Raw genomic sequence first — 24,673 nt, 5'->3', positions numbered from 1 at the left:
GATGAAGCTGCGTTACCTGTTGACTGCCATCGTCTGCAGCCTGGCCGCCCACGCGCCTTCGGCGCAGGCCGGCTATCCGGAAAAATCGATCCGGCTGATCGTGCCCTGGGCCGCCGGCGGCAGCACCGATGCGCTGGCCCGCGCGGTTGCGCAGCGCATGAGCGAATCGATGGGCCAGCCCGTGGTGGTCGACAACCGCGCGGGCGCCTCCGGCCGCATCGGCGCCGACATGCTGGCCAAGTCCGCGCCAGACGGCTATACGCTCGGCGTCATCGAACTGGCGCACACCGTGGCGCCGTCGGTGTTCCGCCAGATGCCCTACGATGTGCTGCGCGACTTCACGCCGGTTTCGCTGCTGGGCGAGGCGCCGCTGGTCCTGTTCGCCGACAGCGCGCAATACCGCGCCGGAGAGATCCAGCGTTTCCTGGCGGACGCGCGCAAGGCCGGAAAGCCGCTGCAGCTTGCCACCAGCGGCAATGGCTCGATCAGCCACCTGGCCGCCAAGATGCTGGAAAGCCAGGCCGGCATCCCGGTCGACCCCGTCCCGTACCGGGGCTCGGCGCCGGCGCTGACCGATGTCTCGGCGCAATTGGTCAAGGGGCATTTCGCCACGCTGGCAAGCGGCAGCAGCTTGCTAGGCGGCAACAAGATCTCGGCGTTGATGGTGACGGGCCCGGCGCGCGTGCCCGCGCTTCCCGGCGTGCCGACCGCAGCCGAAGCCAGGCTGCCAGACCTGCAGGTCAGCCAGTGGTGGGCCCTGGTGGCGCCCGCGCGGACACCGACGGCGGTGGTGACGAGGCTTGCCGATGAAGTCCGCTCGGCGTTGGCCAATCCGCAGACCAAGGCCCGGCTCGACACGCAGGGCATCGAACTCAAGGCGTCGACGCCCGCGCAACTCGGTGACCGGCTGCGCACGGAGGTGGAGCGATGGGGCGGCCTGGTGAAGCAGGCGGGTATTCAACCGGAATGAGTCGGGCGCCTGCGCCGGTTATGGCGATGTCTCTGCTCAGCGCCGTGAGGATGATCGGCAGGCTTCCGGCCGAACGGGTGTTGGGTCGACGACCGGCATCGACAGCGGCCTGGCCACGGTGAATGCCGATTTCGTTCAACCGATTGAAAAAAACATTCACTTCCGAGCTTGTGTGCGGATCCTTAAGATGGGGCCCATCTAGCAGGCGGGCGTGCGGGCATCGGGGAAACGTGATGGAGGGCCCGCCGGTTGGCGCTGCCAGATTCGCTTGCAGCCCGCTTGCAGTCTTCACACGGCCTTCCCAATGTCTGCTCCGCTGTCCGAACCGGCTTGCCACCTGTGCATGCTCGACCCGGTCTGCGCTGCGCGCGCAGGCCGGGCCGCCGCCCCGATTCAGCCGCGACAGCGCAATCTGCGCGCCGGCGACCCGCTGTACCGCCAGGAGCGGCCTGCACTGGCCGCGTTCGCGCTGCGTGCCGGCGCTGCCAAGCTGGTGTACCGGGCAGCCTCGGGCCGCGACCAGGTTATCGACTATGCGTTGGCCGGGGACGTGCTGGGTATCGGGCTTTGCCCGGACAGCGCCCAGTACGCGGAGAGTGCAACGGCCTTGCAGCCGAGCGTGGTGTGCGAGGTGCCGGTCGAAGCGTTGCGCAGCGCGCTGGCCCACGGCGCCGTGCACGCCGCCATGCGCGCCGCGGTCCAGCGCGCCGACCAGCGGCGGCGCACGCAGCTGGTGTCGCTGGGTTCGCTGAGCGGTCCGCAGCGCCTCGCCACCTTGCTGCTGGACCTGCAGGCCGAGCATGCCCGGCGCGGACTGCCCGCGCCGATCACGCTGCCCCTGTCCCGGACCGATATCGCCAGCTATATCGGCGTGACGCTGGAGACGGTGTCGCGGCTGGTGACGCGCTTCGCCGGCGCGGGACTGATCCAGGTGCAGCAACGGTTCGTGCGCATCATCGACCCTGCCGGCCTGCAATGGCTGCTGGCCGGCGACGGCGACTCCCCCAGGATTGCAGCGCCGCTGGCGTCTCCCATGGCCGGAGAAGACGTTACCGCCTGATGCCGGCTTCGCCGGTGCGCCTGCAGTCACCGTCGCACGAACGCGAGCCGGTCCGCGTTGATGGTCCCCGCGTTGTGTCGCGCCAAGCTTCGCTTTTCCCTCCGGCAATGCATCCGGACTTGCCCTATAATTCTTGACAATGCAACGATTGACCGAGCAATAAAATGAATCCCGAGCCACACAGCGTCCCGCCCGCCGGCCAGGTCCTGCCTTTTCGCGAATCGCTGATGGCCATGCTGGGCGTGGCCTTCGTGGTGATGCTGGTGGCGCTGGACCAGACCGTGGTCGGCACCGCGCTGCCCACGGTGGTGGCGGAGTTGCAGGGGTTCGAGTACTACGCGTGGGTTGCCACCGCCTACCTGCTGACCTCGGTGATCACCGTGCCGGTGTTCGGCCGCCTGGGGGACTATTACGGGCGCAAGCCGTTCGTGCTGGCGTCGATTGTGGTGTTCTCGGTGGCGTCCGCGCTGTGCGGCATGGCGCCGAGCATGCCGTTCCTGGTAGTGGCGCGCGCGCTGCAGGGCATCGGCGGCGGCATGCTGGTCGGTACCGCCTTTGCCTGCATTGCCGATCTGTTTCCGGATTCGCATGTGCGGCTGCGCTGGCAGGTGATGCTGAGCGCGGCGTTCGGCATTGCCAATGCGGTGGGGCCGTCGCTGGGCGGCCTGCTGACCGAGTGGTATGGCTGGCGCGCGGTGTTCTACGTCAACCTGCCGGTGGGCGTGCTGGGGCTGTGGTTCGCCTGGCGTTACCTGCCGCATCTGCGCCAGCAGTCGCACCGCGGGCCGATCCGCGTGGACTGGCTGGGGGCGCTGCTGATTGCGGCGGGCCTCGGCAGCTTGCAGATGAGCGTGGAATTGCTGCCGGCGCGCGGCCTCGATGCCTACACCGCGGGGCTGCTCGTGCTGGCAGCGGTGGCGCTGGTGGCGCTGTGGCAATGGGAGCGGCGCTGCGCCAATCCGATCCTGCCGGTCGAAATGTTCCGCGATCCGGGTCTGGCGCCGTTGTTCAAGCTGTCGGTGTTCGCCGGCTTCACCATGTTTGCGCTGCTGCTGTACGCACCGCTGCTGTTCCAGGGCGGCTTCGGCTACTCGCCGAAAGAGGCGGGCCTATTGATCACGCCGCTGGTGGTTTGCATCACCATCGGCAGCATCCTGAACGGCCGCATCGTGACCCGCATCCGCCGGCCGAACACCATGCTCTATGCCGGCTTCGGCATGCTGGCGCTGGCGTGCCTGGGCCTGTCGCAGGCCACGCGCGGCATGCCGCACGGCGTGTTGATGGCGATCATGCTGGTCGGCGGGCTGGGCCTGGGCTTTATCATGCCCAACCTGACAGTGTTCGCGCAGCAGACCGCGGGACGCGAGCACCTTGGCATCGCCACGGCCATGCTGCAGTCTTTGCGCATGGTCGGCGGCATGGTCGGCACGGCGATCGTGGGCACGCTGGTGACGCGCACCTACACTGGTGGCGTCGAGCAGGCGCTGTCCGGCGCCAATGCCAGCCAGTGGGCGTCGCGCATGGCCGACCCGCAGGTGCTGATCGACAAGGCGTCGCAGCTGGCGCTGCTCGGCCAGCTGGACCAGGCCGGGCACAATGGCGCATTGCTGCTGGAGCAGGCGCGGGTGTCGCTGGTGGGGTCGATCCACCTCGGCCTGGTGGTGGCGGGGGCGGCGGCCGCGCTGGGCGTGTGGTGCGCGCGCCAGGTGCCGTCGATCAAGCTGACCCGCGGCGCTGCGCCGGCGATGGCGGCCGACTGAAGCCCGCCGCCAACTTACCCTGAGGAGAACGGATGGAACTGGAGCGACAAAGCGTGGCCGTATTGCAGCAGTTCGGCCGGACCTACCGCGCCTATGCGGGGGCGTTCGAGCAGCGCATGGGACTGCCCTTGCCGCGCTGGCGCATCCTGCATGCGCTGCATCACCAGGAGGGCGCCATCGGCCAGAAGGCACTGGCCGACCTCGTCGTGATGGATCCCGGCGCGCTGACACGCCAGCTCAAGGCCATGCAGGAACTGGGCTGGGTCGAGCGCACCACGTCCGAGCGCGACAATCGCGTGACCCATGTCACGCTGTCTGCGGCCGGGCGCGAGGTGGTGGCGCGCGCCATGCCGCTGCGCTCGGCGTTTCTCGAGGACGTGCTGTCCGAAGTCTCGCCCACGACCATGCGCGAACTGTCGCGCGGCCTGGCGCGCCTGGAGGCGGGCATCGCCCACGCGCAGGCCCGCGCGACGGAGCAGGCCGACGCGGCCTGATACCGTGGCCGCACAGGCCGCACAGGCCGCACAGGCCGCGCGCTGCGCTCACCCGCTCAGCAGCAACCCGTTGAGCGCCGCAAACTCGAACAGCTCGCGGTCGTTGCTGACGCCGAGCTTCTGCATGGCGCAGTTCTTTTGCCGGCTGATGGTCTTGACGCTGCGGCATATCTGGATCGCGATCTCGCTGACCGAGCGCCCGGTCAGGTATAGCCGCAAGACCTCCATCTCACGCCGCGACAGGCGTTCCGCGCCGGCCAGGCCCGCACCCAGTGTGCTGCCCGGGTCGGCCTGCGACAGGACTTCCATGGCCGACTTGCCGATGTAGTGAAAACCGCGCTGGATGCGGTACACCACCGTGACCAGTTCGGTCAGTGGGGCGTCTTTCAGCACCAGCCCATGCACCTGGGTGTCGAGGATGGAGCGCAGCACCAGCGGGTTGGTGATCATGGTCAGCACGATCACCGCCATCGACGGATGCCGCCGCCGCAGGCTGGCGAGCAGCCGCAGTCCGTCGCAGTTGCGCTCGCCCTGCGCGGGCATGTGGTAGTCGGTGATGACGACATCGGGGCGCAGGCTGTCGATGCTGTTGAGCAGCGCTGTCGCGCTGGTCACGCTGCCGCAGACTTCCCAGCCGGTCTGGGTGTGCAGGCGGTCGGCGACGGCCGCCGAGACCAGCGGGTGGTCGTCGGCAAGCAGGATCCTCAGTGCCATCGGGTTGGTCCTCGATTCTGGTTCAGGCGGCGCAGCCTTCGGCGAACGTCAAGAAAACGCCGCACGCCAAGGGGACGTGCGGCGCAAAATGACGCCAGACAGGGAGGCGCCGGACAACTGCTCGCATTGCCGCCGGTCCGGGCCAAACGGGAGACGGCCGGACTGCGGCAATGCCATGGCAGCATAGCGGCGCGTCAGTACGGCGGAACTAGGAGGATTCGTAAATCACTGCACGAGACGATGCCTGCGCCGGTTAATGCGCGAGGCTAGCGTGCGCCTGTGGCCGGAAAAGCTGTCTCAGGGAACGAGATGAATGACGTGTCGTCGCCGATCGGTGACACGATGAGCGCTGGCGCCTTACGGCGGACAGCGCCTCGATCATGCCTTAGCCTCAGGTGGTCGCGGTCTCGGCCTCGACTGCAGGGCGGCCGTTGCGGCGCCCGTCGATGGCCCTGAGCGGGTCGCGCAGCACCGCGCTGCCGACCTCCATGACATCGTGCAGCACGCCCTGGTCGCGGCTGCGCTCCGGGCCCCAGAAATGCAGGGCGGCCCATTCCGGGAAGCTGCTGGGCGGTGCCAGCAGCCGGGTCTTGCGCTCGCGCGTCACCAGCGGCACGTTGAAATCCAGCACCGGGCAGATCCCGCCGGCGGAATGCAGCAGCGTGATCTGCGTATGCCAGGACGGCACCACGGTCTCGCGATGGCCAGGCGTGCTGGCCTGCCGGCTCAGGAAGGCACGCAGCGGGCTGCCGGCCTCGCTGTCTTCCTGCAACAGGATCCAGGCGCTCTCGCTTTCATCCTGGCTGCCGCCGCGCGTGGCGCTGACCAGCCGGCGCGGCGTGGCCATGATGTTGTGCTGGCGCACGCGTTCCGGGTCATGCCCGCTGTCGACGACGAAGGCGCAGTCGAGTTCGCCGTCGCCCAGTTGGCCGGCAAGGGCGGCGTCCGCTATCACCGGACGCGTGACAAAGCTGTCTTGTGGAAACTGCTCGCACAGCGCGGTCAGGATTTCGGTGATGACGGGATCGCCGATCGATGAGGAAAAGCCGATGGAGACACGCCTGCCGCCGTCGCGCCGTTTGCTCAGGCCGGGTTCGCCGGGCCGCACCAGGTGATTCCACTTGGCCAGGATCTGGCGCGCGGTCTGCTCCAGGCGCAGCGCGTGCGGCGTGGGCTCGAGCATGCCGTTGCGCTTGACGAACAAGGGGTCGCCGGTGATCTCGCGCAAGCGCGCCAGGCTGTAGGCAACGGTAGGCACGCGTCCCTGGGTACAGGCGGCAACCGCGCTCAGGTCACGGTACTCCATGACCAGAACAAAGACATGCAACAACTTCGTGCTGACATGACGCATTCCGACTTCTCCCGATACAGGACTTTGCTTTCTTTTTTTTCGGCCCGGCGCGAACAGCGATGCGCCAGTCATGGGGCGCATGAAACCAGGACACCCCGCGGCGCTTTTGGCCGCGGTGGCTCACTATTGGCGCCACGCGATGCGAGTCGAGTCAAGTGGACCAGTACGAAGTCCTGCATGCAAAGGCTTCGGCAGGATGCTTCATTACCCGTGTGACACGCTGGTGTCCGCCTGGCTTCGAGCCACTGCGTAGCGACGCTTTGTCCATCAAGGCCGGCGTAATGCCGGCGGCCGCGATGGGCACCGGTGTACTGCGCGGCTTTTCGTTGCTGCGCGTTGCCGGGCCGCGCTTCGGCCGGTGCCGCAAGGGCGCCGTGCGAAGGCGTCTGAAATTTAGTTGTGCCGAGGAATCTTAATACATGCTTAGAAAAAGTCATAGAAACTTGAATTGATGACTGACTTGTCAATTCTTTTTCGGCGCTTTTGTATCACGCCTGATACATGGCTTGAAATCAGCGTTTCCGGGCGGGTCTGGCGTCAAATACCGCTGTTTGAACCGGCGGCGCATCCCCCGCGTGGGTGACATTTCGGGACTTTCGGTGGCAGTCAGTCCACGCGCTTTCCAAATTGGAATAACGAAATTTGGTAATGCATGCCGGGTGCGTGCGATCGCCGCTGGCGATAATTTTCTTAACTCGCACTGCGAAGACACTGAATTGCCTTTTGCGGCGGCCCTGGGCTAACTTACGGCGAGAGTCGGCACGGTTGGCGTCGCGGCTGTGCGACGCCTGGGCCCCGCCGTTGCGAAGCGGAGAGATTCGTGAACAGACGGTATTCGGAAGAGCAGATCCGCGGTTATCTCGCCGAAGCGGCCAGCGGCGTGCCGGTGCGCGAGTTGTGCGCGCGCTATGGTTTCAGCGACGCGTCGTTCTACGGATGGCGCAGCCGCTACGGCCAGCCAGCCAACGGCGAGGCGCGCGACGGGCGCAAGCTGCGCGAACTGCAGGAAGAGAATGCCCGGCTGAAGAGTATGCTTGCGGATGCGCTGCTCAAGCTTGAGTTGATGCGCAACCGTACCGGCCGCCGCGGCGGCAGCGGCAAGGATCGCTAGCGGCGGACGGTTCCCGCAACACGCCCACGGCAGGCGCGGATTTGCCGTGGACGGCTCTGGAGTATGGGTTTGACGAAGTTTTGGATCAAGGCGGGCATGCTGGCCTGCACCGCCATGGCGGCTGCCCCGTTGTGGGCCGCTGGCAATGTCACAGCGGCATCGGCCGCGGCGGCCGGCGCGCCGATGGTGGCGCCGCCGCCGCCGCGGATGCTGGATGAGGCCACGGCAGTGGTGGAAGGGCCTGGCGGTACGCTCTCGGCGTCGCAGCGGCAGCACTGCCAGGGTTTGCTCGACCAGATCAATGCATTGCCCGGCGGGCCGCAGTGGTCCAGCGGCAAAGGCTCGGTCACCACGGCCGACGGGCGCACCTACCCGACCCTGGAACGCCAGGCGGATCGCAAGCGCCTGGAAGAAGCGTATCGCCAGCAGTGCGCGCAGGAGCGCCGCTGAGCGGTTCTCCCCGGACGGCCGGCTGTCACTTGCGGACTTGTGGAGCGTCAACATGCATCGTCTTCAACAATTCTTCGCATGGTGCCTGGCACTGATGCTGATGGCGCCCCTGCAGCCCGCACTGGCGCAAACCACGCTGAGCCAGGCGCAGCTGGACCAGCTGACCGCGCCGGTTGCGCTGTATCCGGATGCGCTGCTGTCGCAGGTGCTGATGGCCGCCACCTATCCGGCCGACGTGGCCGCGGCGGCGCAATGGTCCAAGGCCAATCCCAGCCTGTCCGGCGACGCCGCGACCAAGGCGGTGGCCAGCCAGAACTGGGATCCCAGCGTGCAGTCGCTGGCCGCCTTCCCCTCGGTGCTCGACATGATGGGACGCCAGCCGCAGTGGGTTCAGTCGATCGGCGATGCATTCCTGGCGCAGCCCAACGACGTCATGGACTCGGTGCAGCGGCTGCGCGTGCAAGCGCAGAACGCGGGCACGCTCAAGACCACCGAGCAGCAGAAGGTGGTGACACAAAGCTCCGGCGGCACCACCATCGTGCAGATCGAGCCTGCCAATCCGCAAGTGGTCTACGTGCCCACCTATAACCCGACCACGGTCTACGGCACCTGGCCGTATCCGGCCTATCCGCCGGCGTATTACCCGCCGCCGCCGGGCTCGGTGTTCGCCACGGCGCTGGTGTCCGGCATCGGCTTCGGGCTGGGCGTGGCCGCGGTCGATGCGATGTGGGGCGGATTCGACTGGCACGACCACGATGTCAACATCAACGTGAACCGCTACAACAACATCAATGTCAACCAGCGCCTGGACGTGAATCGCGCCAACGTGAACTGGCAGCACAACCCGGCCCGGCGCGGCAATGTGCCCTACAACAACGCCGCGGTGCGCGGGCGCTTTGACCAGCAGCGCCAGGCCGGCCTGGCCAATCGCCAGGCAGGCGCGCAGCCGGGCCAGCGCATCGGCGGCGCCGGGGCCGTGCAGCGCGAGCCGTCGGCGCGCGACCAGGCCCGCGATCGCGCCGCGCGCTCGTTCGAAGGCCGTACCGGCCAGGCGATTCCCGGCCATGCCGGCGGCGTGGCCGGCCGCACCGAGGGCGCGCGCCCCGGCGCGGGCGGCGCCGGCGCGCGCAATCCGCGCCCCGCGGGGGCCGAGCACCAGCGCGCGGACCAGGCCGCGGCGCGCGACCGCGCGCGCCATGCCAATCGGGACAGCGCGCTGCGCGATGCCGGCAATGGCGACCGCCTGCGCCAGCAGACGCAGCGCGCCGGCATGGCGCACCGCGAGGCGGCGCCGGTGCGCCCGGCCGGCCTCAACCAGGGCGGCATGCGCCACGGCGGCGGGCTGGGCGGCGGCGGCCGGCCGCGCGGCGGTGAACACTTTGGCCATGGCCGGAGGTAAAGCATGATGCGCAAGACCGGTAACCTGATTTCCGCCGTCTCGTTCGCCCGCGGCGCCCGTTTGCTGCCGCTGCTGGCCGCTACCGTAGCCCTGTCGCTCGCCATGCCTGCCGCGGCCCAGCAGGTCTACCCGAGCCCGGAAGCGGCGGCCGAAGCGCTCGGCGATGCCATCGCGCGCAGCGACGGCGACGCGCTGCAACGCGTGCTGGGCCGGCAATACCAGTCACTGGTGCCACAAGGCTCGATCAACCAGGACGACGTCTATGACTTCCTGGGCGCATGGGCGCGCCACCACGCCGTGCAGCCCGAAGGCGACAACCGCGCGCGCATCGCGGTGGGGGAGAGCGGATGGACCTTCCCCGTGCCGCTGGCCCGGCACAAGGACGGCTGGCAGTTCGACCTGCGCGCCGGCCAGCAGGAAGTGCGCCGCCGCCGCCTCGGGCGCAATGAACTGGTCACCATGGAAACCCTGCTGCAGCTGGCCGACGCCCAGCAGCGCTATGCCGATCAGGTAGGCCAGGGCCGCTACGCCAGGCGGCTGGTCAGCACGCCGGGCAAGACCGACGGACTCTACTGGCCCGCCGCCAGCGAGCAGGACGCCAGCCCCGTCGGCCCCGACGCGCTGGCGATGGGCCCTGAAACGCCCGCCGCCGACGCGTTCTACGGCTATCACTACCGCATCCTGCCCCCGGCCAGGGGCGGCGACGCCGCATACGGCCTGATCGCGTGGCCGGCCCGCTACGGCGATACCGGCGTCCATACCTTCATGCTCGGCAGCGACCGCGTCTTCTATGAACGCGACCTCGGGCCCGGTACGGCAGCGCGCGCCAAAGCCATGCGCAGGTTCTCGCCCGACGGCTGGCAGCGGGTGGCCGATCGCTGATTTTTCCGGCCTTCTGCGGCCGGCGGCTAGGCACGCCGCGTCTTTCCCCACCTGACCACACGTGGCCGCCAATGGCGGGTGGGCTTCTCATGGCTGTGGTATGCTGCAACGCAACAATAAGGCATAGGAGGAGATTCCGTCATACAGGAGTCCTCATGACCAAGAGCCTTGCCGCCGACTGGCATGCCCGCATGCGGCGTTTGAGCCGTGCGCAGGCCCGCACGGAAGCCCAGGTAAAGTCCTGGCTCGAGCGCATGGATTCGCTGAATCCGCTCACCCCCACGCGCCAGCCCGACGCCCCCAGACCCTTACGGCCGGCCGCCGAACCCGCCCGCCTGCGCGGCACCTGGCAGGCACACCGGCTGCGCCTGGCGCCCATGCCGGGCGAACTGGTGCCGCAACTGTCTTATCACCTCTACGTGCCGTCAAAGGCCCATCGTGGCCCGCTGCCGGTCGTGGTGGTGCTGCACGGCTGCCGCCAGACCCCGGATGACCTTGCCGCCGGCACGCGCCTGAATGCGCTCGCCGAACGCGAGGGCTTTATCGTCGCCTACCCGCAACAGCCCTTGCGCCGCCAGGTGCAGCGTTGCTGGCAGTGGTTCGACCTTGGCGCAGCCGACGGCGGACGCGAGGCGCAGGCAATCGCCATGCTGATCGACGCCCTGGCGGCGCGCCATGACGTGCGCGATCGCGAGATCTACCTGGCTGGCATGTCCGCCGGCGCCGCCATGGCCGCGGTGGTGGCGCTGCGCTATCCCGACAAGGTAGCCGCCGTAGCGCTTCATTCCGGCGTGGTCATCGGCGCCGCCGGCAACCCTCGCGCCGGCCTGCGCGCCATGCAGGAAGGCTCAGAGGCCGAACCCGCCTGGCTGCTCGACGCCGCCGGCGTCACGCCGGGCGGCCCCGAGATGCCCGCGCTGGTGATCCATGGCCTGGCCGACGACGCGGTCCATCCGGTCAACGGCCGCCTGCTGGCGCGGCAGTTCCTGGCCTACAACGGCCTGGAAGACCGCCTCGCCGGCCACCCCCCGCGCTTCGAGGCCGAAGGCGATCTCTCGGGGCGGTCGCATGAATACCGCTTCGGCCGCTGGCATCGAGACCTGGTGACGTTGGTCGAGGTGGAAGGCCTGGGGCACGCGTGGAGTGGTGGCGATGACCGCTACAGTTATCACAGCGATATCGGGCCGGATGCGAGCGCGATGATGTGGGGGTTCTTTCGGCAGTACCGGCGCTGAGCGGCGCCAGAGCGCCTGCGCATAAACAAGAAGGGAGGGCGCCAGCCCTCTCTTTGGCTGTCTGCTTGCATCGGAGGCGGCATTTGCCACGCGACCGCTTCTTGACGAACAACGCCATGCGATTTGCCAGCTTGCCGTTTCCGAACTTGGCCTGGCGACAGGCCGGCATTAACCGGCCTGCGCGACCTCAATCAGCCGTGATGTTGTTCGCCTTCACCACCTCGCCCCACATCTTGTAATGGGTGCGGGTCAGCGTTGCGAGCTGCTCGGGCGTGCCGCCGCCGGGCTCGTCGCCGCGGTCGACGATGCTCTTGACGACGGCCGGGTCCTTCAGCGCCGTATTCAATGCACCGTTGGCTTTCCTGACGATTTCAGGGCCCAGGCCCGGCGGTCCGTACAGGCCGATGAACGAGATGATGGTGAAGTCCTTGATGCCGCTCTCGGTGGCGGTTGGCACGTCCGGGATCATTGCCACGCGCTTGGGTCCCGTGACCATCAGCGGCCGCAACTGGCCCGACTTGATGAACGGCGCGACGACCGACGTGGCATCGAACATCGCATCCAGGCGTCCGGCCATCAGGTCGACCATAGCCGGGCTGCTGCCTTTGTAGGGCACATGGTTCATCCTGGGGCCGCCCATGCGCTCGCGCAGCAGTTCCATCGTGACATGCGGCAATGCGCCGGTACCGCCCGAGCCATAGTCGACGGTCTTGCCCGACTTGTCGCGCGCCTTGACCTCTTCGACGAACTGCGCGTAAGTCTTGATGGGCGAACTGGCGGGCACGACCAGGACCAGCGGCGACTGCAGCATCACGCCTATGGGCGTCAGCTTCTGCGGATCGACGATGCCAAGCTTGGTGTAGACATGCGGCATGATCGTCATCGAGCCGTTGCCTACCAGCAGCTTGTTCCCGTCGGGCGCCGCGCGCATGACCTCAATGGAGGCGATATTGCCGTTCACGCCGGCCTTGTTGTCGATGACAAACGACTGGCCGAGCGAACTCTGCAAGCCGTTAAGCAGCGCACGTCCCGCGAAGTCGGTCTGGCCACCGGGCGGAAAGCCGACCAGCAGTGTCACCGGCTTGGTTGGCCAGGTGGTCTGCGCCCACGCGGCCGTCGTCGCCAGCGCGCCAAGGCCGAGCGCGGCGACGCTCAGGATCAATGCGGAACGGCGCGAATTGACGGGCGATTTCTTGGTGATTGTCATGACAGGTCTCCGATTATGTTTTGAATGGACCGCAGCCCAAGGCGCTTCAGGCCGTCTTTTCCATCGCTTCCCACATCCCGTTGATATAGACCGCGCCGAGGGCCCGGTCATAGAGGCCGTATCCCGGCTTGCCCGTCTCGCCCCAGATCATGCGGCCGTGGTCGGGGCGGTAATAGCCCTGGAAGCCGACGTCGTGGTACGCCTTGACGATCGCGGCAATATCCAGTGATCCGCAACTCGACAGGTGGGCGGTTTCCTCGAAATCGCCTTCCGGCGTGATCTTGACGTTGCGGATATGGGCGAAATGGATGCGTCCCATGCCGCCGAACTCGCGCACCAGTGCCTCGACGTTGTTCTGCGGGCCGGCGCCAAGCGAGCCGGAGCACAGCGTCAGGCCGTTTGCCGGCGTGTCGACGATCCCCAGGATGCGCGCCAGGTCGTCGCGGTTCTTGACGATGCGCGGCAGTCCGAAGATGGGGCGCGGCGGATCGTCCGGATGAATGGCCATCTTGATGCCGCACGCCTGGGCCACCGGAATGATCGCGCGCAGGAAATGCTCCAGGTGCTCCCAGAGCCTGCCTTCGTCGATGCCACGGTATTCGGCCAGCAGCGACTGCAGTTCTGCTGGCGCGTAGCTCGAATCCCAGCCGGGCAGGGCGATACCCTGGCTGACGTCGACCCGTTCGACCTCGCGGGTGCTGAAGGCAAGGCAGGTCGAGCCGTCATCGAGCTTTTTTGCCAGTTCCGTACGGGTCCAGTCGAACACCGGCATGAAGTTGTAGCAGATGACCTCGATGCCCGCGGCGGCCAGATTCCTGATGTTCTGCTGGTAGTTCGCGATCAGCCGCTCGCGCGTCGGCTTGCCGAGCTTGATGTCCTCATGGACCGGAACCGACTCCACCACCTTGAACTGCAGCCCCGCCGCCTCGATGGTGGACTTGAGCGCCAGGATCTTTTCCAGCGGCCATACCTCTCCGACCGGTTCGTCGTAGATGGCCGAGACGATATGGGTCATGCCCGGGATCTGCCGGATGTATTCGAGGGGGATGGGGTCGGTCGGGCCAAACCAGCGGAACGACATCTTCATGGGTGGGGCTTCCTTGGGGCGACTCTGATGCGGCAGAAGAGGGCGGAAAAATAATCCGTCCCGGACCGCCGCGTTTTGGCCGGGAGTCCACGCGGCATTGGTGTACCGGATCGGACTATCTGGTTCACCAATTATGAACAGGTTGCCCAATTTTGCCGTCATGGTTTACCATGGTGTGCATCAGGCACTGCCCGGCCATGTCTTCTCGTGGCGAGTGATCAACCGGTGATCACATGGGTCAGCCGCCGCCTTACCTGCGATGCCACATTCCACCAGCAATCTTGCAACCCGTCCGTCAGTCGATAACCCGCCAGCGGCCAGCGACCGTTCGTACCTGAGCCTGGCCAGCCAGGTGCAGGGATTGATCGCATCCGGAGAGTTCTCTGCAGGCATGCGGCTGCCGTCCGAACGCACGCTGGCCGAGCGGTTCAGCGTCAGTCGTACCCTGGTGCGCGAGGCCATCATCGCGCTGGAGGTGCAGGGGCTGGTCGAAGTGCGCGGCGGCTCCGGGATCTACGTCTGCGCAGAGGCGCCCGCGCCCGGTCGCGAGCCGTTTGAGATGCCCTGGCGGCCGGGGCCGATAGAATCGCTGCGCGCCCGGGCGCTGATCGAATCAGAAATCGCCGGCCTGGCGGCCAGCGAGCGCAAGGACGGCGACCTCGACCGCATGTTCGCGGCCCTGAGCCTGATGCGCGAGCACATGGACGACAAGCAGGCCAACGAGGCGGCGGACCGGCAGTTCCACCTGTGCCTGGCCGAATCGACCGGCAACAGGGTTCTGCTGCATATGGTCACCGCACTGTGGGACAGCGGGCGCAGCGATCCGCTATGGGGCAAGATTGAGGAACACTTCCATACCACGGCGCTGCGCGAGGCATCGCAGGAAGACCATCAGCGAATCTTCGCGGCGGTGATGGCGCGCGACGCGACAGCGGCGCGGGCGGCAATGCGTAACCACCTGGAGAGGGTGATCAGCGAGTTCACGCAGGCGTGGCGTTGAGGGATAGCCCGTTGGGCCAGTTGGGCCAGTTGGGAATCTGTTGCGCCGGGCCGCTCAGCCGATTTACGCAATCAGCCGCACGACCCCGTTCACGACAGGCGGTGTCGCCGGCATCTTCTTCTGGCCGGCAGATACGCGAAAGAGGCGCCCCAGCCCTCTCTCCGCCTGCCGCGACAGCCCCCTCACCCCCTCGTCCGATCCTTAACAAACAACGCCGTCCCCATCCCCACCACACACAGCGCCACCACGTAATGCGCCGGCGCCAGCGGATCGTTCTTCAGCATCAGCGTCACCACCATCGGCGTCAATCCGCCGAAGATCGCATAGGACACGTTGTACGAGAACGATAGCCCCGAGAACCGCACCTGCGCCGGGAACGCATTGACCAGCACGAACGGCACCGCGCCGATGGTGCCGACCAGGAAGCCCGCCAGCGCGTACAGCGGCAGCAGCAGGTCGGGGCGGGTGAAGATGGTGGTGTAGAACGCGTAGGCGCAGAGCGCCAGCAGCAGGCCGCCGAAGAACAGCGTGCGGCGCGCGCCGATGCGGTCGGCGAGCGCGCCCGAGACGATGCAGCCGACGGTCAGGCACAGCGTGGCGACGCTGTTGGCGACCAGTGCGGTGCGTGCGTCGAAGCCATACAGTTTCTGCAGGAAAGTGGGGGTCATCAGGATCACCACCACGATGCCGGCCGACAGCATCCAGGTCAGCAGCATCGATACCGCGACGCTGCCGCCGTGGTCGCGCATCACCGACTTCAGCGGCATTTCCGCGGCCAGCGCCTTGCGCTGCTGCAGTTCGGCAAAGACCGGGGTTTCATGCAGCCAGCGCCGCAGGTACATCGAGGCAATGCCGAACACGCCGCCGATCAGGAAGGGCACGCGCCAGCCGTAGTCGGCCAGCTCGGCCGGGGTGAAGACCGTGTTGATGCCGGTGGCCACCAGCGAGCCGAGCAGGATGCCTGCGGTCAGCCCCGCGGTCAGCGTGCCGCAGGCATAGCCGACATGGCGCGCCGGCACGTGCTCGGAGACGAAGACCCAGGCGCCCGGCACTTCGCCGCCCACGGCCGCGCCTTGCAAGATGCGCAGCACCAGCAGCAGCACCGGCGCGGCCAGCCCGATCGACTGGTAGGTCGGCATCAGGCCCATCAGCAGCGTGGGCACGGACATCAGCAGGATCGACAGCGTGAACATCTTCTTGCGGCCGAGCAGGTCGCCGAAGTGCGCCATGATGATGCCGCCCAGCGGCCGCGCCAGGTAGCCGGCCGCGAAAATGCCGAAGGTCTGCAGCTGGCGCAGCCAGTCGGGCACAGACGGCGGGAAGAACAGCTGGCCGATCACCGTCGCGAAGAACACGAAGATGATGAAGTCGTAGAATTCGAGCGCGCCGCCCAGTGCGGCAAGGGAAAGGGTCTTGTAATCCTGGCCGGTGAGCGCGCGCGCGCCGGCGCGCGGCGTGCCGGCACCCGCGGCGGTACTGCTGGTGGTAGACATGGAATGGACTCGCATGGAAGAGGAACGCATGCGAAGCGCGCAGCACGGAATAACGTGATGGGTGTGGCCGGAGGGTACAGCGCAGGAGAGGCAGGCACGACGCGGCGGGTAAGCCACAGGCTTGCGACGGAACGCTTCGCAAAGGCCGTAAAGATACCAGATCGGCCCACCGGCCGTTGAGCCGTCAAAACCGGGGCCGGAATCGATATCTTTGCTTTGTCCGGAAGCGTTGCCATAATGTCGAAAAATGTGAAATCCGGGGCACAAAGAATCGTGCAACGCCGGTGCGCGGGGTCAGAATTTCTGGAACGTCATGGCATTCAAGCAATCCATCCAGGCGGCCGCCACGGTGGCTGCCACGCCGCGCGGCCGGCTGGCCGTGCGCATTGCGGGCGGCGTGGCGGCGGCGCTGGCGGTGTTCGGGCTGGCGGGGTATTTCGGCGGGCCGCCGCTGATCAAGTACCTGGTCGAAAAGAACGCGACCGAGGCGCTCGGGCGCAAGGTCACACTGGGGCAGGCGCATGTGCGTCCGTTCGAACTGGCGGCCACGCTGACCGACCTGACCATCTACGAGCGTGACGGCAAGACGCCGGCGCTGACGCTGGGCGAAGCGCAGGCCAATACCTCGCTGGCCTCGCTGTGGCACCTGGCGCCGGTGGTGGACAACCTGCATGTCGATCGCCTGGCCGTGCACGTGGTGCGCGGCGCCGATGGCCGCATGAGCTTCGCCGATGTGCAGGAGAAGTTTGCGGCGCTGCCGCCCAAGCCGGCCGATGCCAAGCCGGCACGCTTCTCGGTGAACAACATCGCGTTGACCGGCAGCAGCCTGCGCTACGACGACAAGCTGCTCGATACCACGCTGCGCGTCGACAACCTGACGCTGACACTGCCGTTCCTGTCCAACCTGCCGCACGATGTCGAGATCGTGACCCGGCCCACGCTGAGCGCGCAGGTCAACGGCACGCCGCTGGCGCTGGACGGCGAGGTGCTGCCTTTCGCCGATTCGCGCCAGACCCGGCTCAATATCAACCTGGACGGGCTCGAGGTGGCGCGGATGATGGCGTTCGCGCCGCCGTTGCGCGATGCCGAGGTCAAGGCCGGCAAGCTCGATACGCGCCTGACGGTGGCCTTCCGCCAGCAGCAGGACACGCAGGAGATGGTGGTGATGGGCACCGCCGCGCTGCGCGATGCCGACGTGCGCACGCGCGCCGGCCAGCCGCTCGTCCGCAGCGGCAAGCTGGCGGTCGATATCGCCAGGCTGGAGCCGCTGGCGCACCGCGCGCAGCTGCGCAGCGTCGAGATCGACGGGCTGGCGGTGGAGGCGGCGCGGCGCGCGGATGGCTCGCTGAACCTGGCCACGGCGTTCCTGCCGCAGGCGGTGAGCCGATCGACCGATGGCGTGGCGGCGGCACCGGCGCCGGCCTCGGCGCCTGCTGCTGCGTCGGCTGCGTCGGCTGCATCGGCCGCCCCGGCGACGGCCGCGCCCAAGGAAGTGCCGTGGCGCTATGCGGTCGACCGCATCGCAATCAGGCAGGCCCGGGTGGGATTCGAAGACGCGCTGGCGCCCTCGGGCCCGGGCAAGCTTGCGCTCGGGCCGCTCGATGCCGAGGTCAAGGGCTTTGCCGGCACCGACGGCGACAAGCCCGTGCGCGTCGAGGCCACGCTGACCGTGGCCGATGGCCAGACCCTGCACCACAGCGGCGACCTGCTGCTGCGCGACGGCTCGATGGCCGGCACGCTGGAAACTACCGGCTTGCGGCCGCAGGGGTTTGCGGCCTGGTGGCCGCGCGAGCTGCGCAGCCAGTTCGGCACCACCGCAGTCAACGCGGAGCTGCATTACCGCATGGCATGGGGCACGCCGCAGTTCCAGTTCGTGCTGGAAAAATCGCGGCTGGAGCTGGCGCCGCTGTACGTCGCCACGCGCGACCCGGTGGTGATGCCGGCCGCCGCACCGCGCGGCGATGCAGCCAATGCGCCCGCCGCGGACCGGGCCGGGCGCGCCGGCCGACGCATGCGCGACCGCGCAGGCGACCGTGAAGGTGCCGCACTGCCGCTGCTGCAGGCGCAGAAGCTGGTGCTGGACGATATCCAGTTCGACCTCGCCAAACAGACCTTTGCCACCAGCCAGGTCACGCTGGCGCAGCCGCAGATCGCCGCCACGCGCGATCATCGCGGCGAGCTGATCGAGATGGCGCGGCTGTGGGCGAGCGAATCCGCGCAGCAGGCGCGCGGCACGCCGCGACGCGCGGCGCCGGCCAGCGCCAACGGCGCTGCCGCGGGCGGTGGCTGGAAGGCCAATATCGGCAAGGTGGTAGTGGAGCGCGGCAACGCGCGCCTGGCGGACTACCAGCCGGCGCAGGCCAACCGAGGCCGCCCGGTGATCCACCAGTTCCGCAATATCGGCCTGACCACCGGCGCGGTGGCCTGGCCGCTGACGCCGGCGGCGGTGCCGATCAAGCTGCATGCCGAATCGGGCCGCCGCGGCGTGATCGGCATCGATGGCACGGTGTTGCCTGCCGTCCCGGCCAGCCGGCTGCAGCTGGACCTGCGCCAGGTCGACGTAAGCCCGTTGCAGCCCTACCTGGCTGACCGCTTCAACGCGGCGCTGCGCAGCGGCACGCTCTCGGTCAAGGGCAGGCTCAATGTCGATGCGCCCACCGGCAAGCCGCTCGCCGCGCATTTCAGCGGCAATGTGCAGACCGGCAATGTGCGCACGGTGGACCGCGTCAGCGGCGACGACTTCCTGCGCTGGCGCGCGCTGGCGGTCTCCGGCATCGACTTTGCGATGGACGAGAGCAAGGGGCCGATGCGCGTGAGCCTGGGCAATATCGCGCTGTCCGACTTCTACGCCCGCGTGATCCTGAACGCCAACGGCCGCCTGAACCTGCAGGACGTGCTGGCCGGCGGCGCGGAGAAGGGCGAGGCGGCGCCGGCCACCAGCCTGACGCAGGCCAATCCCGCGTCGGCCCCGGCCGCGGCACCGGTGCAGGCCGGCGACACGCGCACGGCCCAGGTCGAGCAGAAACCGGGCGGGCCCAAGCCGCAGATCCGCATCGGCGGGGTCTCGGTCGACCGCGGCAACATCAATTTCTCGGACTTCTTCGTCAAGCCCAACTACACCGCCAACCTGACCGGCATGAAGGGCTCGGTGTCCAAGGTGTCGTCGGGCGATCCCACGCCGGCCGACCTGGTGCTGGACGGCCGCATCGACGACGACGCGCCGGTCAATATCAGCGGCAAGCTCAATCCGCTGGGCGAGCAGCTGTTCCTCGATATTGCGGCGAAGGCCTCGGGCGTCGAGCTGACGCGGCTCACGCCCTACGCCGCCAAGTACGCGGGCTACCCCATCACCAAGGGCAAGCTGACCGTCGACGTGGCCTACAAGATCGAAAACGGCAAGCTCGATGCGCGCAACCACCTGTTCCTGGACCAGCTGACCTTCGGCGAGCGCGTCGACAGCCCCGATGCGACCAAGCTGCCGGTGCTGCTGGCGGTGTCGCTGCTCAAGGACCGCAATGGCGTGATCGACGTGAACCTGCCGGTGTCGGGCTCGCTATCGGACCCGGAATTCAGCATTGGCGGCGTGATCGTGCGCGTGATCGTCAACCTGCTGACCAAGGCGATCACGTCGCCGTTCTCGCTGATCGCCTCGGCCTTCGGCGGCAGCGGCGAGGAGCTGGGCTACGTCGAGTTCGCGCCCGGCACCGCCACGCTGACGCCGGCGGCGAAAGACAAGATCGCGAAGCTCGGCCAGGCGCTCAATGACCGGCCCTCGCTGCGGCTGGAAATCAGCGGCCGCATCGATCCCGCCACCGACGAGGCCGGCGCGCGCCGCGCCTGGCTGGATGCTCGCGTCGCCGAGCAGAAGCGGCGCGACCTGCGCGACAACGCGCAGGCCGGCGCCGAAGCCGGCGACGACGAGGCCGGCGAGCAGGGCGCCGAGGTCAAGGTCTCGAAGGCGGAGTACCCGAAGTACCTGGAGCACGTCTACAAGCGCACCTCGATGAAAAAGCCGCGCAACTTCGTCGGCTTTGCCAAGACCCTGCCGCCCGAGGAGATGGAAAAGCTGCTGATGGCCAACGCCACCGTCACCGAGGCCGACCTCAAGCGCCTGGCGGAACAGCGCGCGCTGGTGGTCAAGCAGGCGCTCGAGCGCGAAGGCAAGGTGCCCGAGAGCCGGCTGTTCCTGACCGCGCCCAAGCTCAGCGCCGACGGCGTCAAGGACAAGGGCGCGCCCAACCGCGTGGACTTCTCCATTCGCAGCTAACCCGGGTGTCGGTGCCGCAGCGCGCGGCGCCGACACGGGCCTGGCTGCGAAAACCGGTATGATTCGGCCCGGACAATCCGTTCCATCGCCGAATCAGGAGTGAGTTTTGCAGCAGGAGCCAATCGAAGCCGCCGTCGCCTACAAGACGTGGGTGTGCGTGATCTGCGGCTGGGTGTACGACGAAGAGCAGGGCTGGCCGGAAGACGGCATCGCCCCCGGCACGCGCTGGGAAGACATCCCCGATGACTGGCGCTGCCCGGAATGCGACGTCGGCAAGGGCGAATTCGCGATGATCGAGCTGTAACGGCGCAGGCACTTCGCGGCGCGTCTTCCAGATGCTTGCCGCCATGACTTGGACTCAGGCCGCACTCAGGCCGCACTCAGGCCGCAGTCAGGGCGCGCGCCAGCATGTCCAGCCCTTCGTCCATTACCGCATCGGGGATGGTGAGCGGGAACAAGAAGCGGATCACGTTGCCGTGCACGCCGCAGGTCAGCAACAGCAGGCCCTGGTCCAGCGCGCGGCGCTGTACCTGCCTGGTGAACCCGGGATCGGGGCTGCCATCGCGGCCGCGGAATTCGACCGCCACCATCGCGCCCACGCCGCGCACCTCGGCAATCTCGGGCACGCTTGTTTTCAGGCCTTCGAGCCGCTCCTGCAGGCGGCGGCCAAGCGCGATGCCGCGCTCGGGCAAACCTTCGCTTTCCAGCACGTCGATCACCGCCAGCGCCGCGGCGACGGCAAGCGGGTTGCCGGCATAGGTGCCGCCCAGGCCGCCGGGCGCGGGTGCGTCCATTAGCTCGGCCCGGCCGCACACCGCCGACAGCGGGAAGCCGCCGGCGAGGCTCTTGGCCATGGTGGTCAGGTCGGCGGCCACGTCGTAGTGCTCCATGGCGAAGAGCTTGCCGGTGCGGCCGAAGCCGGTCTGGACTTCATCTGCAATCAACACGATGCCGTGCTCGTCGCAAATTGCGCGCAGCGCGCGCACGAACGCCGGCGGGGCAATATTGAAGCCGCCTTCGCCCTGCACCGGCTCGAAGATGATCGCGGCCACGCGCCGGGGATCGACATCCGCCTTGAACAGCTGGCGCAGCGCGCCGATGCTGTCCTCGACGCTGATGCCGTGCAGGGCTTGCGGGTACGGCACATGGAAGACCTCGGCGGGGAAGGGGCCGAAGCCGAGCTTGTACGGCTCGACCTTGCCCGTCAGCGCCATGCCCATCATGGTGCGGCCATGGAAGCCGCCGGAGAACGCGATCACGCCGGCGCGGCCGGTGGCGGCGCGGGCGATCTTGACTGCGTTCTCGACCGCCTCGGCGCCGGTGGTGAAGAGCGCGGTCTTCTTGGTCCAGGCGCCAGGGACGCGCTGGTTGATCTGCTCCGCCAGCTGGATATAGCCGGCGTAGGGAACGACCTGGTAAGCGGTATGGGTAAAGCGCTGCAACTGCTCCTGCACCGCCTGCATCAGGCGCGGATGCCGGTGCCCGGTGTTCAGCACGGCAATGCCCGCGGCGAAGTCGATATAGCGGCGGCCCTCGATGTCCCAGAGCTCAGCGTTCTCGGCGCGCTCCGCGTAGAAGTTGCACATGACCCCGACGCCGCGGGGAATGGCGGCGTCCTTGCGCTGCGCCAGGTCGGCATTTTTCATGATGGCTCCGATGGGTAGGTCTTGCCGGCACCGCGCTGGCGCCGGCGTGGATCTGTAAACGGGCGCGCTAGCCGGCGACGCTTGCGCCGATGCCGCCGAAGAAGGCGCTGGCATTGGCGGCGAGCGAGTCGAGGTGGTAACCGCCTTCCTGCACCACCAGCGTGGGCAGGCCCAGTGCGGCAACGGCGCGGCCGAGGCGGCCAAAGCCCGCGGTGGACACGTCCACCTGTGATTGCGGATCTTCGCGGTAGATGTCGAAGCCGAGCGACAGCACCAGCACCTCGGGCGCAAAGCGTTCGATCGCGCCGCGCGCGGCGTCCAGCTTGTCGAAGAAGACCGGCTCGGCAGAACGGTGCGGCATCGGCAGGTTGAGGTTGTGCCCGGCGCCCGCGCCGCTGCCGCGCTCATCGTCGAAGCCCGCGACCGCCGGATAGAAGTTGGTCGGGTCGCCGTGGATCGACACGTACAGCACGTCGGCCCGCTCGTAGAAGATCTCCTGGATGCCCTGGCCGTGGTGCATGTCGGTATCGAGGATGGCCACGCGGCCAAAGCGCGCGCGCAGCGCCTGCGCGGCGATGGCGGCATTGTTCAGGTAGCAGAAGCCGCCCGCCGCGTCGCGCCGCGCGTGATGGCCGGGCGGACGGCACAGGGCATAGGCGCGGCGCTCGCCGTCCAGCAACGCCCGCGCGCCGGCCACCGCGCTCTGCGCCGACCAGTAGGCCGAGCGCCAGGTGTGCGGGCCCACCGGGCAGCTGCCGTCGGCAAGGTAGCGCGCGGCTTGCGCCAGCACGCCGCGCAGGGCGTTGGGCTCGCGCACGAAGATGTTCGACATGACTTCGTCGCCCCAGTCTTCCGGCAGTTCGCGCCAGCGGCCATGCGCGTGTTGCAGGAACTGCAGGTAGCGTTGGTCGTGCACCGCGGCCAGCGGCGCCAGGCCATGGTCGGCGGGAGCGTGCAGCGCAAAGCCCAGCGCCTGGACCGCCTGCACCAGCCGCTGCGCGCGCGCGGGCAGCTCCTGCGGCGCGCGCATGCGGCCGCGCGAGAAGTAGCTCTGTGGATGGTGCAGCAGTTGCTCGGGATGGAAAAACGTCAGCATGGGCTTGCAGTCTCGGGTTGCCGGCGCTCAGGCCTGCGCCGCTTGCGCGGTGGGGTGCTGCTGGCGCTGGCGCGCATCGACGCAAACGATGCACAGCAGCGATACGCCGGCCAGCAAGGTGTAGAACACGGCCAGCGGCCACCATTGGCCCTGGAAGCGCTGCGCCAGGATGGTCCCGACCAGCGGCGTCAGCCCGCCCGCGATCGCGCCGCAGACCTGGTAGGACAGCGAGATCGCCGAGTAGCGCACGCGGGTCTCGAAGACCCCGCTGACAAAACCCGCGATCACCGAATAGAAGCTCGCCATGCACACCACTGCCAGCGCGATGCCCAGCACGATCGCGGGCGCCTCGCGGGTCTGCACCAGCAGGAACATCGGGTAGGGCGAAGCCATGGCCAGCAGCGCGGCCAGCTTGAGGAAGCGCGCCCCGCCAAGCTTTTCCGCGAGCCAGGCGGCCAGCGGCTGCGACAGGAACTGGATGATGGCGACGGCAAACAGGCAGTCGAGGATCAGGGTCCGCGACAGCGACAGGTATTGCGTGGTGTAGGCGATCATGAAGGTGTTGGTGAAGTACACCCCGGCGATGCCGATGGTATTGGCGCCGATGCACAGCAGCACCGGCACGCGCGCGGTGCGCCAGACTTCGGCAAGCGGCAGCCTGGCGGTCTTGCGCTGCGCCTGCACCTGCGCGAATTCGGGCGATTCATTCACGCCCAGGCGGATCGCCACGCCCACCAGCAGCAGCGCCGCGCTGGCCAGGAACGGCAGGCGCCAGCCCCAGTCCATGAACGCGTCGCGCTCCATCGACGTCACCGCGCGGAAGGCCAGCAGCGACAGGATCAGGCCGGCGGGGCTGCCGAGCTGCGCGAACGAGGCGAAGAAGGTGCGGCGGCCGCGCGGCGCGTGCTCGCCCGCCATCAGCACCGCGCCGCCCCATTCGCCGCCGACGGCGATGCCCTGCACCACGCGCAGCAGCACCAGCAGTACCGGCGCGATCGCGCCGGCGGTGGCGTAGGTCGGCAGCAGGCCGATGCCGATGGTGGCCACGCCCATCATCATCAGCGTGACCATCAGCGCCTGCTTGCGGCCGATGCGGTCGCCCCAGTGGCCGAACACGATGCCACCGAGCGGGCGCGCGAAGAAGCCGACCGCGAAGGTGCCGAACGACGCCAGCGTGCTCAGGAAGGGATCGCCACCGGGGAAGAACAGCGGGCCGAACACCAGCGCGGCCGCGGTGGCGTAGATGTAGAAGTCGTACCACTCGATCATGGTGCCGACAAAGGCGGCGGTGGCAGCGCGCACGGGCTGGCGCTTGCCGGCTGGGGATACGGGCATGGACGGTCTCCTCACGATTTGCGTGTCGCTGCATCGGGGCAGCTGTGGGAGTAGTTAGCGCCCGTTGACAGGCATCAGTCAAATTTCTAGTATTTATATTTTACATAACTTCAACT

General features: G+C 68.0%; 20 protein-coding genes. 12 read left to right on the top strand and 8 right to left on the bottom strand.

Features of this window, described 5'->3' with window-relative positions; genetic code table 11:
• The first annotated feature begins 1 nt into the window (after window position 1).
• From CBM2594_RS23090 to CBM2594_RS23075, 4 genes are all read left to right on the top strand, one after another.
• Entirely contained in the window at window positions 2–970 is a 969-nt protein-coding gene (locus tag CBM2594_RS23090; RefSeq protein ID WP_116359117.1) for a tripartite tricarboxylate transporter substrate binding protein, read from the top strand.
• Between the two features lie 304 nt (window positions 971–1,274).
• The gene (locus tag CBM2594_RS23085; RefSeq protein WP_116359116.1) at window positions 1,275–2,030 is read left to right on the top strand and encodes a Crp/Fnr family transcriptional regulator; all 756 of its coding nucleotides are present in this window, start codon (window positions 1,275–1,277) and stop codon (window positions 2,028–2,030) included.
• 164 nt (window positions 2,031–2,194) lie between these two features.
• The gene (locus CBM2594_RS23080) at window positions 2,195–3,790 is read left to right on the top strand and encodes an MDR family MFS transporter (protein WP_116359115.1); all 1,596 of its coding nucleotides are present in this window, start codon (window positions 2,195–2,197) and stop codon (window positions 3,788–3,790) included.
• Window positions 3,791–3,822: 32 nt separating this feature from the next.
• Window positions 3,823–4,284, top strand: a complete 462-nt coding sequence (locus CBM2594_RS23075; RefSeq protein WP_116359114.1) for a MarR family winged helix-turn-helix transcriptional regulator — start codon at window positions 3,823–3,825, stop codon at window positions 4,282–4,284.
• A 48-nt stretch (window positions 4,285–4,332) separates the two neighbouring features.
• Here CBM2594_RS23075 and CBM2594_RS23070 read toward each other — a convergent pair whose 3' ends face one another.
• A complete protein-coding gene (locus CBM2594_RS23070) occupies window positions 4,333–4,998 on the bottom strand; it encodes a response regulator (protein WP_116359113.1) in 666 nt (221 codons plus the stop codon).
• Window positions 4,999–5,389: 391 nt separating this feature from the next.
• Window positions 5,390–6,349, bottom strand: a complete 960-nt coding sequence (locus CBM2594_RS23065; RefSeq protein ID WP_116359112.1) for a LysR family transcriptional regulator — start codon at window positions 6,347–6,349, stop codon at window positions 5,390–5,392.
• An 820-nt stretch (window positions 6,350–7,169) separates the two neighbouring features.
• Between CBM2594_RS23065 and CBM2594_RS23060 the strand changes: the two genes are divergently transcribed.
• From CBM2594_RS23060 to CBM2594_RS23040, 5 genes are all read left to right on the top strand, one after another.
• Window positions 7,170–7,460 (top strand): transposase, encoded by a 291-nt coding sequence (locus tag CBM2594_RS23060; RefSeq protein ID WP_174077344.1) that lies wholly within the window; start codon window positions 7,170–7,172, stop codon window positions 7,458–7,460.
• Between the two features lie 69 nt (window positions 7,461–7,529).
• The gene (locus CBM2594_RS23055; protein WP_174077343.1) at window positions 7,530–7,910 is read left to right on the top strand and encodes a hypothetical protein; all 381 of its coding nucleotides are present in this window, start codon (window positions 7,530–7,532) and stop codon (window positions 7,908–7,910) included.
• 52 nt (window positions 7,911–7,962) lie between these two features.
• Window positions 7,963–9,309 carry a DUF3300 domain-containing protein gene (locus CBM2594_RS23050; protein ID WP_116359110.1) on the top strand — a complete coding sequence of 449 codons (1,347 nt, stop codon included), beginning with the start codon at window positions 7,963–7,965 and terminating at the stop codon, window positions 9,307–9,309.
• 3 nt (window positions 9,310–9,312) lie between these two features.
• Window positions 9,313–10,191 carry a DUF2950 domain-containing protein gene (locus CBM2594_RS23045; protein ID WP_116359109.1) on the top strand — a complete coding sequence of 293 codons (879 nt, stop codon included), beginning with the start codon at window positions 9,313–9,315 and terminating at the stop codon, window positions 10,189–10,191.
• A 155-nt stretch (window positions 10,192–10,346) separates the two neighbouring features.
• Window positions 10,347–11,426, top strand: coding sequence for an extracellular catalytic domain type 1 short-chain-length polyhydroxyalkanoate depolymerase (locus tag CBM2594_RS23040; RefSeq protein ID WP_116359108.1), 1,080 nt, complete (start codon window positions 10,347–10,349; stop codon window positions 11,424–11,426).
• A gap of 187 nt (window positions 11,427–11,613) precedes the next feature.
• On the opposite strand, the gene CBM2594_RS23035 is transcribed toward CBM2594_RS23040, so the two are convergent.
• Entirely contained in the window at window positions 11,614–12,588 is a 975-nt protein-coding gene (locus tag CBM2594_RS23035) for a Bug family tripartite tricarboxylate transporter substrate binding protein (protein WP_232346717.1), read from the bottom strand.
• A gap of 91 nt (window positions 12,589–12,679) precedes the next feature.
• Window positions 12,680–13,720 carry a mannonate dehydratase gene (gene uxuA / locus CBM2594_RS23030; protein WP_116359106.1) on the bottom strand — a complete coding sequence of 347 codons (1,041 nt, stop codon included), beginning with the start codon at window positions 13,718–13,720 and terminating at the stop codon, window positions 12,680–12,682.
• 259 nt (window positions 13,721–13,979) lie between these two features.
• On the opposite strand from uxuA, the gene CBM2594_RS23025 reads away from it, so the two are divergent.
• Entirely contained in the window at window positions 13,980–14,720 is a 741-nt protein-coding gene (locus CBM2594_RS23025; RefSeq protein WP_116359105.1) for a FadR/GntR family transcriptional regulator, read from the top strand.
• A 182-nt stretch (window positions 14,721–14,902) separates the two neighbouring features.
• Here CBM2594_RS23025 and CBM2594_RS23020 read toward each other — a convergent pair whose 3' ends face one another.
• Complete coding sequence (locus CBM2594_RS23020) at window positions 14,903–16,213, bottom strand: MFS transporter (protein WP_116359104.1); 1,311 nt, start codon at window positions 16,211–16,213, stop codon at window positions 14,903–14,905.
• A 313-nt stretch (window positions 16,214–16,526) separates the two neighbouring features.
• Here CBM2594_RS23020 and CBM2594_RS23015 point away from each other — a divergent pair, with 313 nt between their 5' ends.
• A complete protein-coding gene (locus CBM2594_RS23015) occupies window positions 16,527–20,480 on the top strand; it encodes a DUF748 domain-containing protein (RefSeq protein WP_116359103.1) in 3,954 nt (1,317 codons plus the stop codon).
• A 106-nt stretch (window positions 20,481–20,586) separates the two neighbouring features.
• Window positions 20,587–20,784 carry a rubredoxin gene (locus CBM2594_RS23010; protein ID WP_116359102.1) on the top strand — a complete coding sequence of 66 codons (198 nt, stop codon included), beginning with the start codon at window positions 20,587–20,589 and terminating at the stop codon, window positions 20,782–20,784.
• Between the two features lie 76 nt (window positions 20,785–20,860).
• On the opposite strand, the gene gabT is transcribed toward CBM2594_RS23010, so the two are convergent.
• The 3 genes from gabT to CBM2594_RS22995 all read right to left on the bottom strand — a co-directional run bounded on the left by gabT (window position 20,861) and on the right by CBM2594_RS22995 (window position 24,557).
• Entirely contained in the window at window positions 20,861–22,126 is a 1,266-nt protein-coding gene (gabT, locus tag CBM2594_RS23005) for a 4-aminobutyrate--2-oxoglutarate transaminase (RefSeq protein WP_116359101.1), read from the bottom strand.
• Between the two features lie 67 nt (window positions 22,127–22,193).
• On the bottom strand, window positions 22,194–23,222 hold the full coding sequence (locus CBM2594_RS23000) for a histone deacetylase family protein (RefSeq protein ID WP_116359100.1): 1,029 nt from the start codon (window positions 23,220–23,222) through the stop codon (window positions 22,194–22,196).
• Between the two features lie 27 nt (window positions 23,223–23,249).
• Window positions 23,250–24,557 (bottom strand): MFS transporter, encoded by a 1,308-nt coding sequence (locus CBM2594_RS22995; protein WP_116359099.1) that lies wholly within the window; start codon window positions 24,555–24,557, stop codon window positions 23,250–23,252.
• Window positions 24,558–24,673 lie beyond the last annotated feature (116 nt).

The sequence above is a fragment of the Cupriavidus taiwanensis genome (assembly GCF_900249755.1).
Lineage (GTDB): Bacteria > Pseudomonadota > Gammaproteobacteria > Burkholderiales > Burkholderiaceae > Cupriavidus > Cupriavidus taiwanensis_D.
Note: the sequence above shows the minus strand (reverse complement) of the source record. Positions and strands in the feature narration are given on the sequence as shown.

What these genes read in the sequence shown, in the direction of transcription:
- CBM2594_RS23090 (WP_116359117.1), top strand. Translation starts at nt 2, where the DNA reads ATGAAGCTGCGTTACCTGTTGACTGCCATCGTCTGCAGCCTGGCCGCC.
- CBM2594_RS23085 (WP_116359116.1), top strand. Translation starts at nt 1,275, where the DNA reads ATGTCTGCTCCGCTGTCCGAACCGGCTTGCCACCTGTGCATGCTCGAC.
- CBM2594_RS23080 (WP_116359115.1), top strand. Translation starts at nt 2,195, where the DNA reads ATGAATCCCGAGCCACACAGCGTCCCGCCCGCCGGCCAGGTCCTGCCT.
- CBM2594_RS23075 (WP_116359114.1), top strand. Translation starts at nt 3,823, where the DNA reads ATGGAACTGGAGCGACAAAGCGTGGCCGTATTGCAGCAGTTCGGCCGG.
- CBM2594_RS23070 (WP_116359113.1), bottom strand. Translation starts at nt 4,998, where the DNA reads ATGGCACTGAGGATCCTGCTTGCCGACGACCACCCGCTGGTCTCGGCG.
- CBM2594_RS23065 (WP_116359112.1), bottom strand. Translation starts at nt 6,349, where the DNA reads ATGCGTCATGTCAGCACGAAGTTGTTGCATGTCTTTGTTCTGGTCATG.
- CBM2594_RS23050 (WP_116359110.1), top strand. Translation starts at nt 7,963, where the DNA reads ATGCATCGTCTTCAACAATTCTTCGCATGGTGCCTGGCACTGATGCTG.
- CBM2594_RS23045 (WP_116359109.1), top strand. Translation starts at nt 9,313, where the DNA reads ATGATGCGCAAGACCGGTAACCTGATTTCCGCCGTCTCGTTCGCCCGC.
- CBM2594_RS23040 (WP_116359108.1), top strand. Translation starts at nt 10,347, where the DNA reads ATGACCAAGAGCCTTGCCGCCGACTGGCATGCCCGCATGCGGCGTTTG.
- uxuA (WP_116359106.1), bottom strand. Translation starts at nt 13,720, where the DNA reads ATGAAGATGTCGTTCCGCTGGTTTGGCCCGACCGACCCCATCCCCCTC.
- CBM2594_RS23025 (WP_116359105.1), top strand. Translation starts at nt 13,980, where the DNA reads ATGCCACATTCCACCAGCAATCTTGCAACCCGTCCGTCAGTCGATAAC.
- CBM2594_RS23020 (WP_116359104.1), bottom strand. Translation starts at nt 16,213, where the DNA reads ATGTCTACCACCAGCAGTACCGCCGCGGGTGCCGGCACGCCGCGCGCC.
- CBM2594_RS23015 (WP_116359103.1), top strand. Translation starts at nt 16,527, where the DNA reads ATGGCATTCAAGCAATCCATCCAGGCGGCCGCCACGGTGGCTGCCACG.
- gabT (WP_116359101.1), bottom strand. Translation starts at nt 22,126, where the DNA reads ATGAAAAATGCCGACCTGGCGCAGCGCAAGGACGCCGCCATTCCCCGC.
- CBM2594_RS23000 (WP_116359100.1), bottom strand. Translation starts at nt 23,222, where the DNA reads ATGCTGACGTTTTTCCATCCCGAGCAACTGCTGCACCATCCACAGAGC.
- CBM2594_RS22995 (WP_116359099.1), bottom strand. Translation starts at nt 24,557, where the DNA reads ATGCCCGTATCCCCAGCCGGCAAGCGCCAGCCCGTGCGCGCTGCCACC.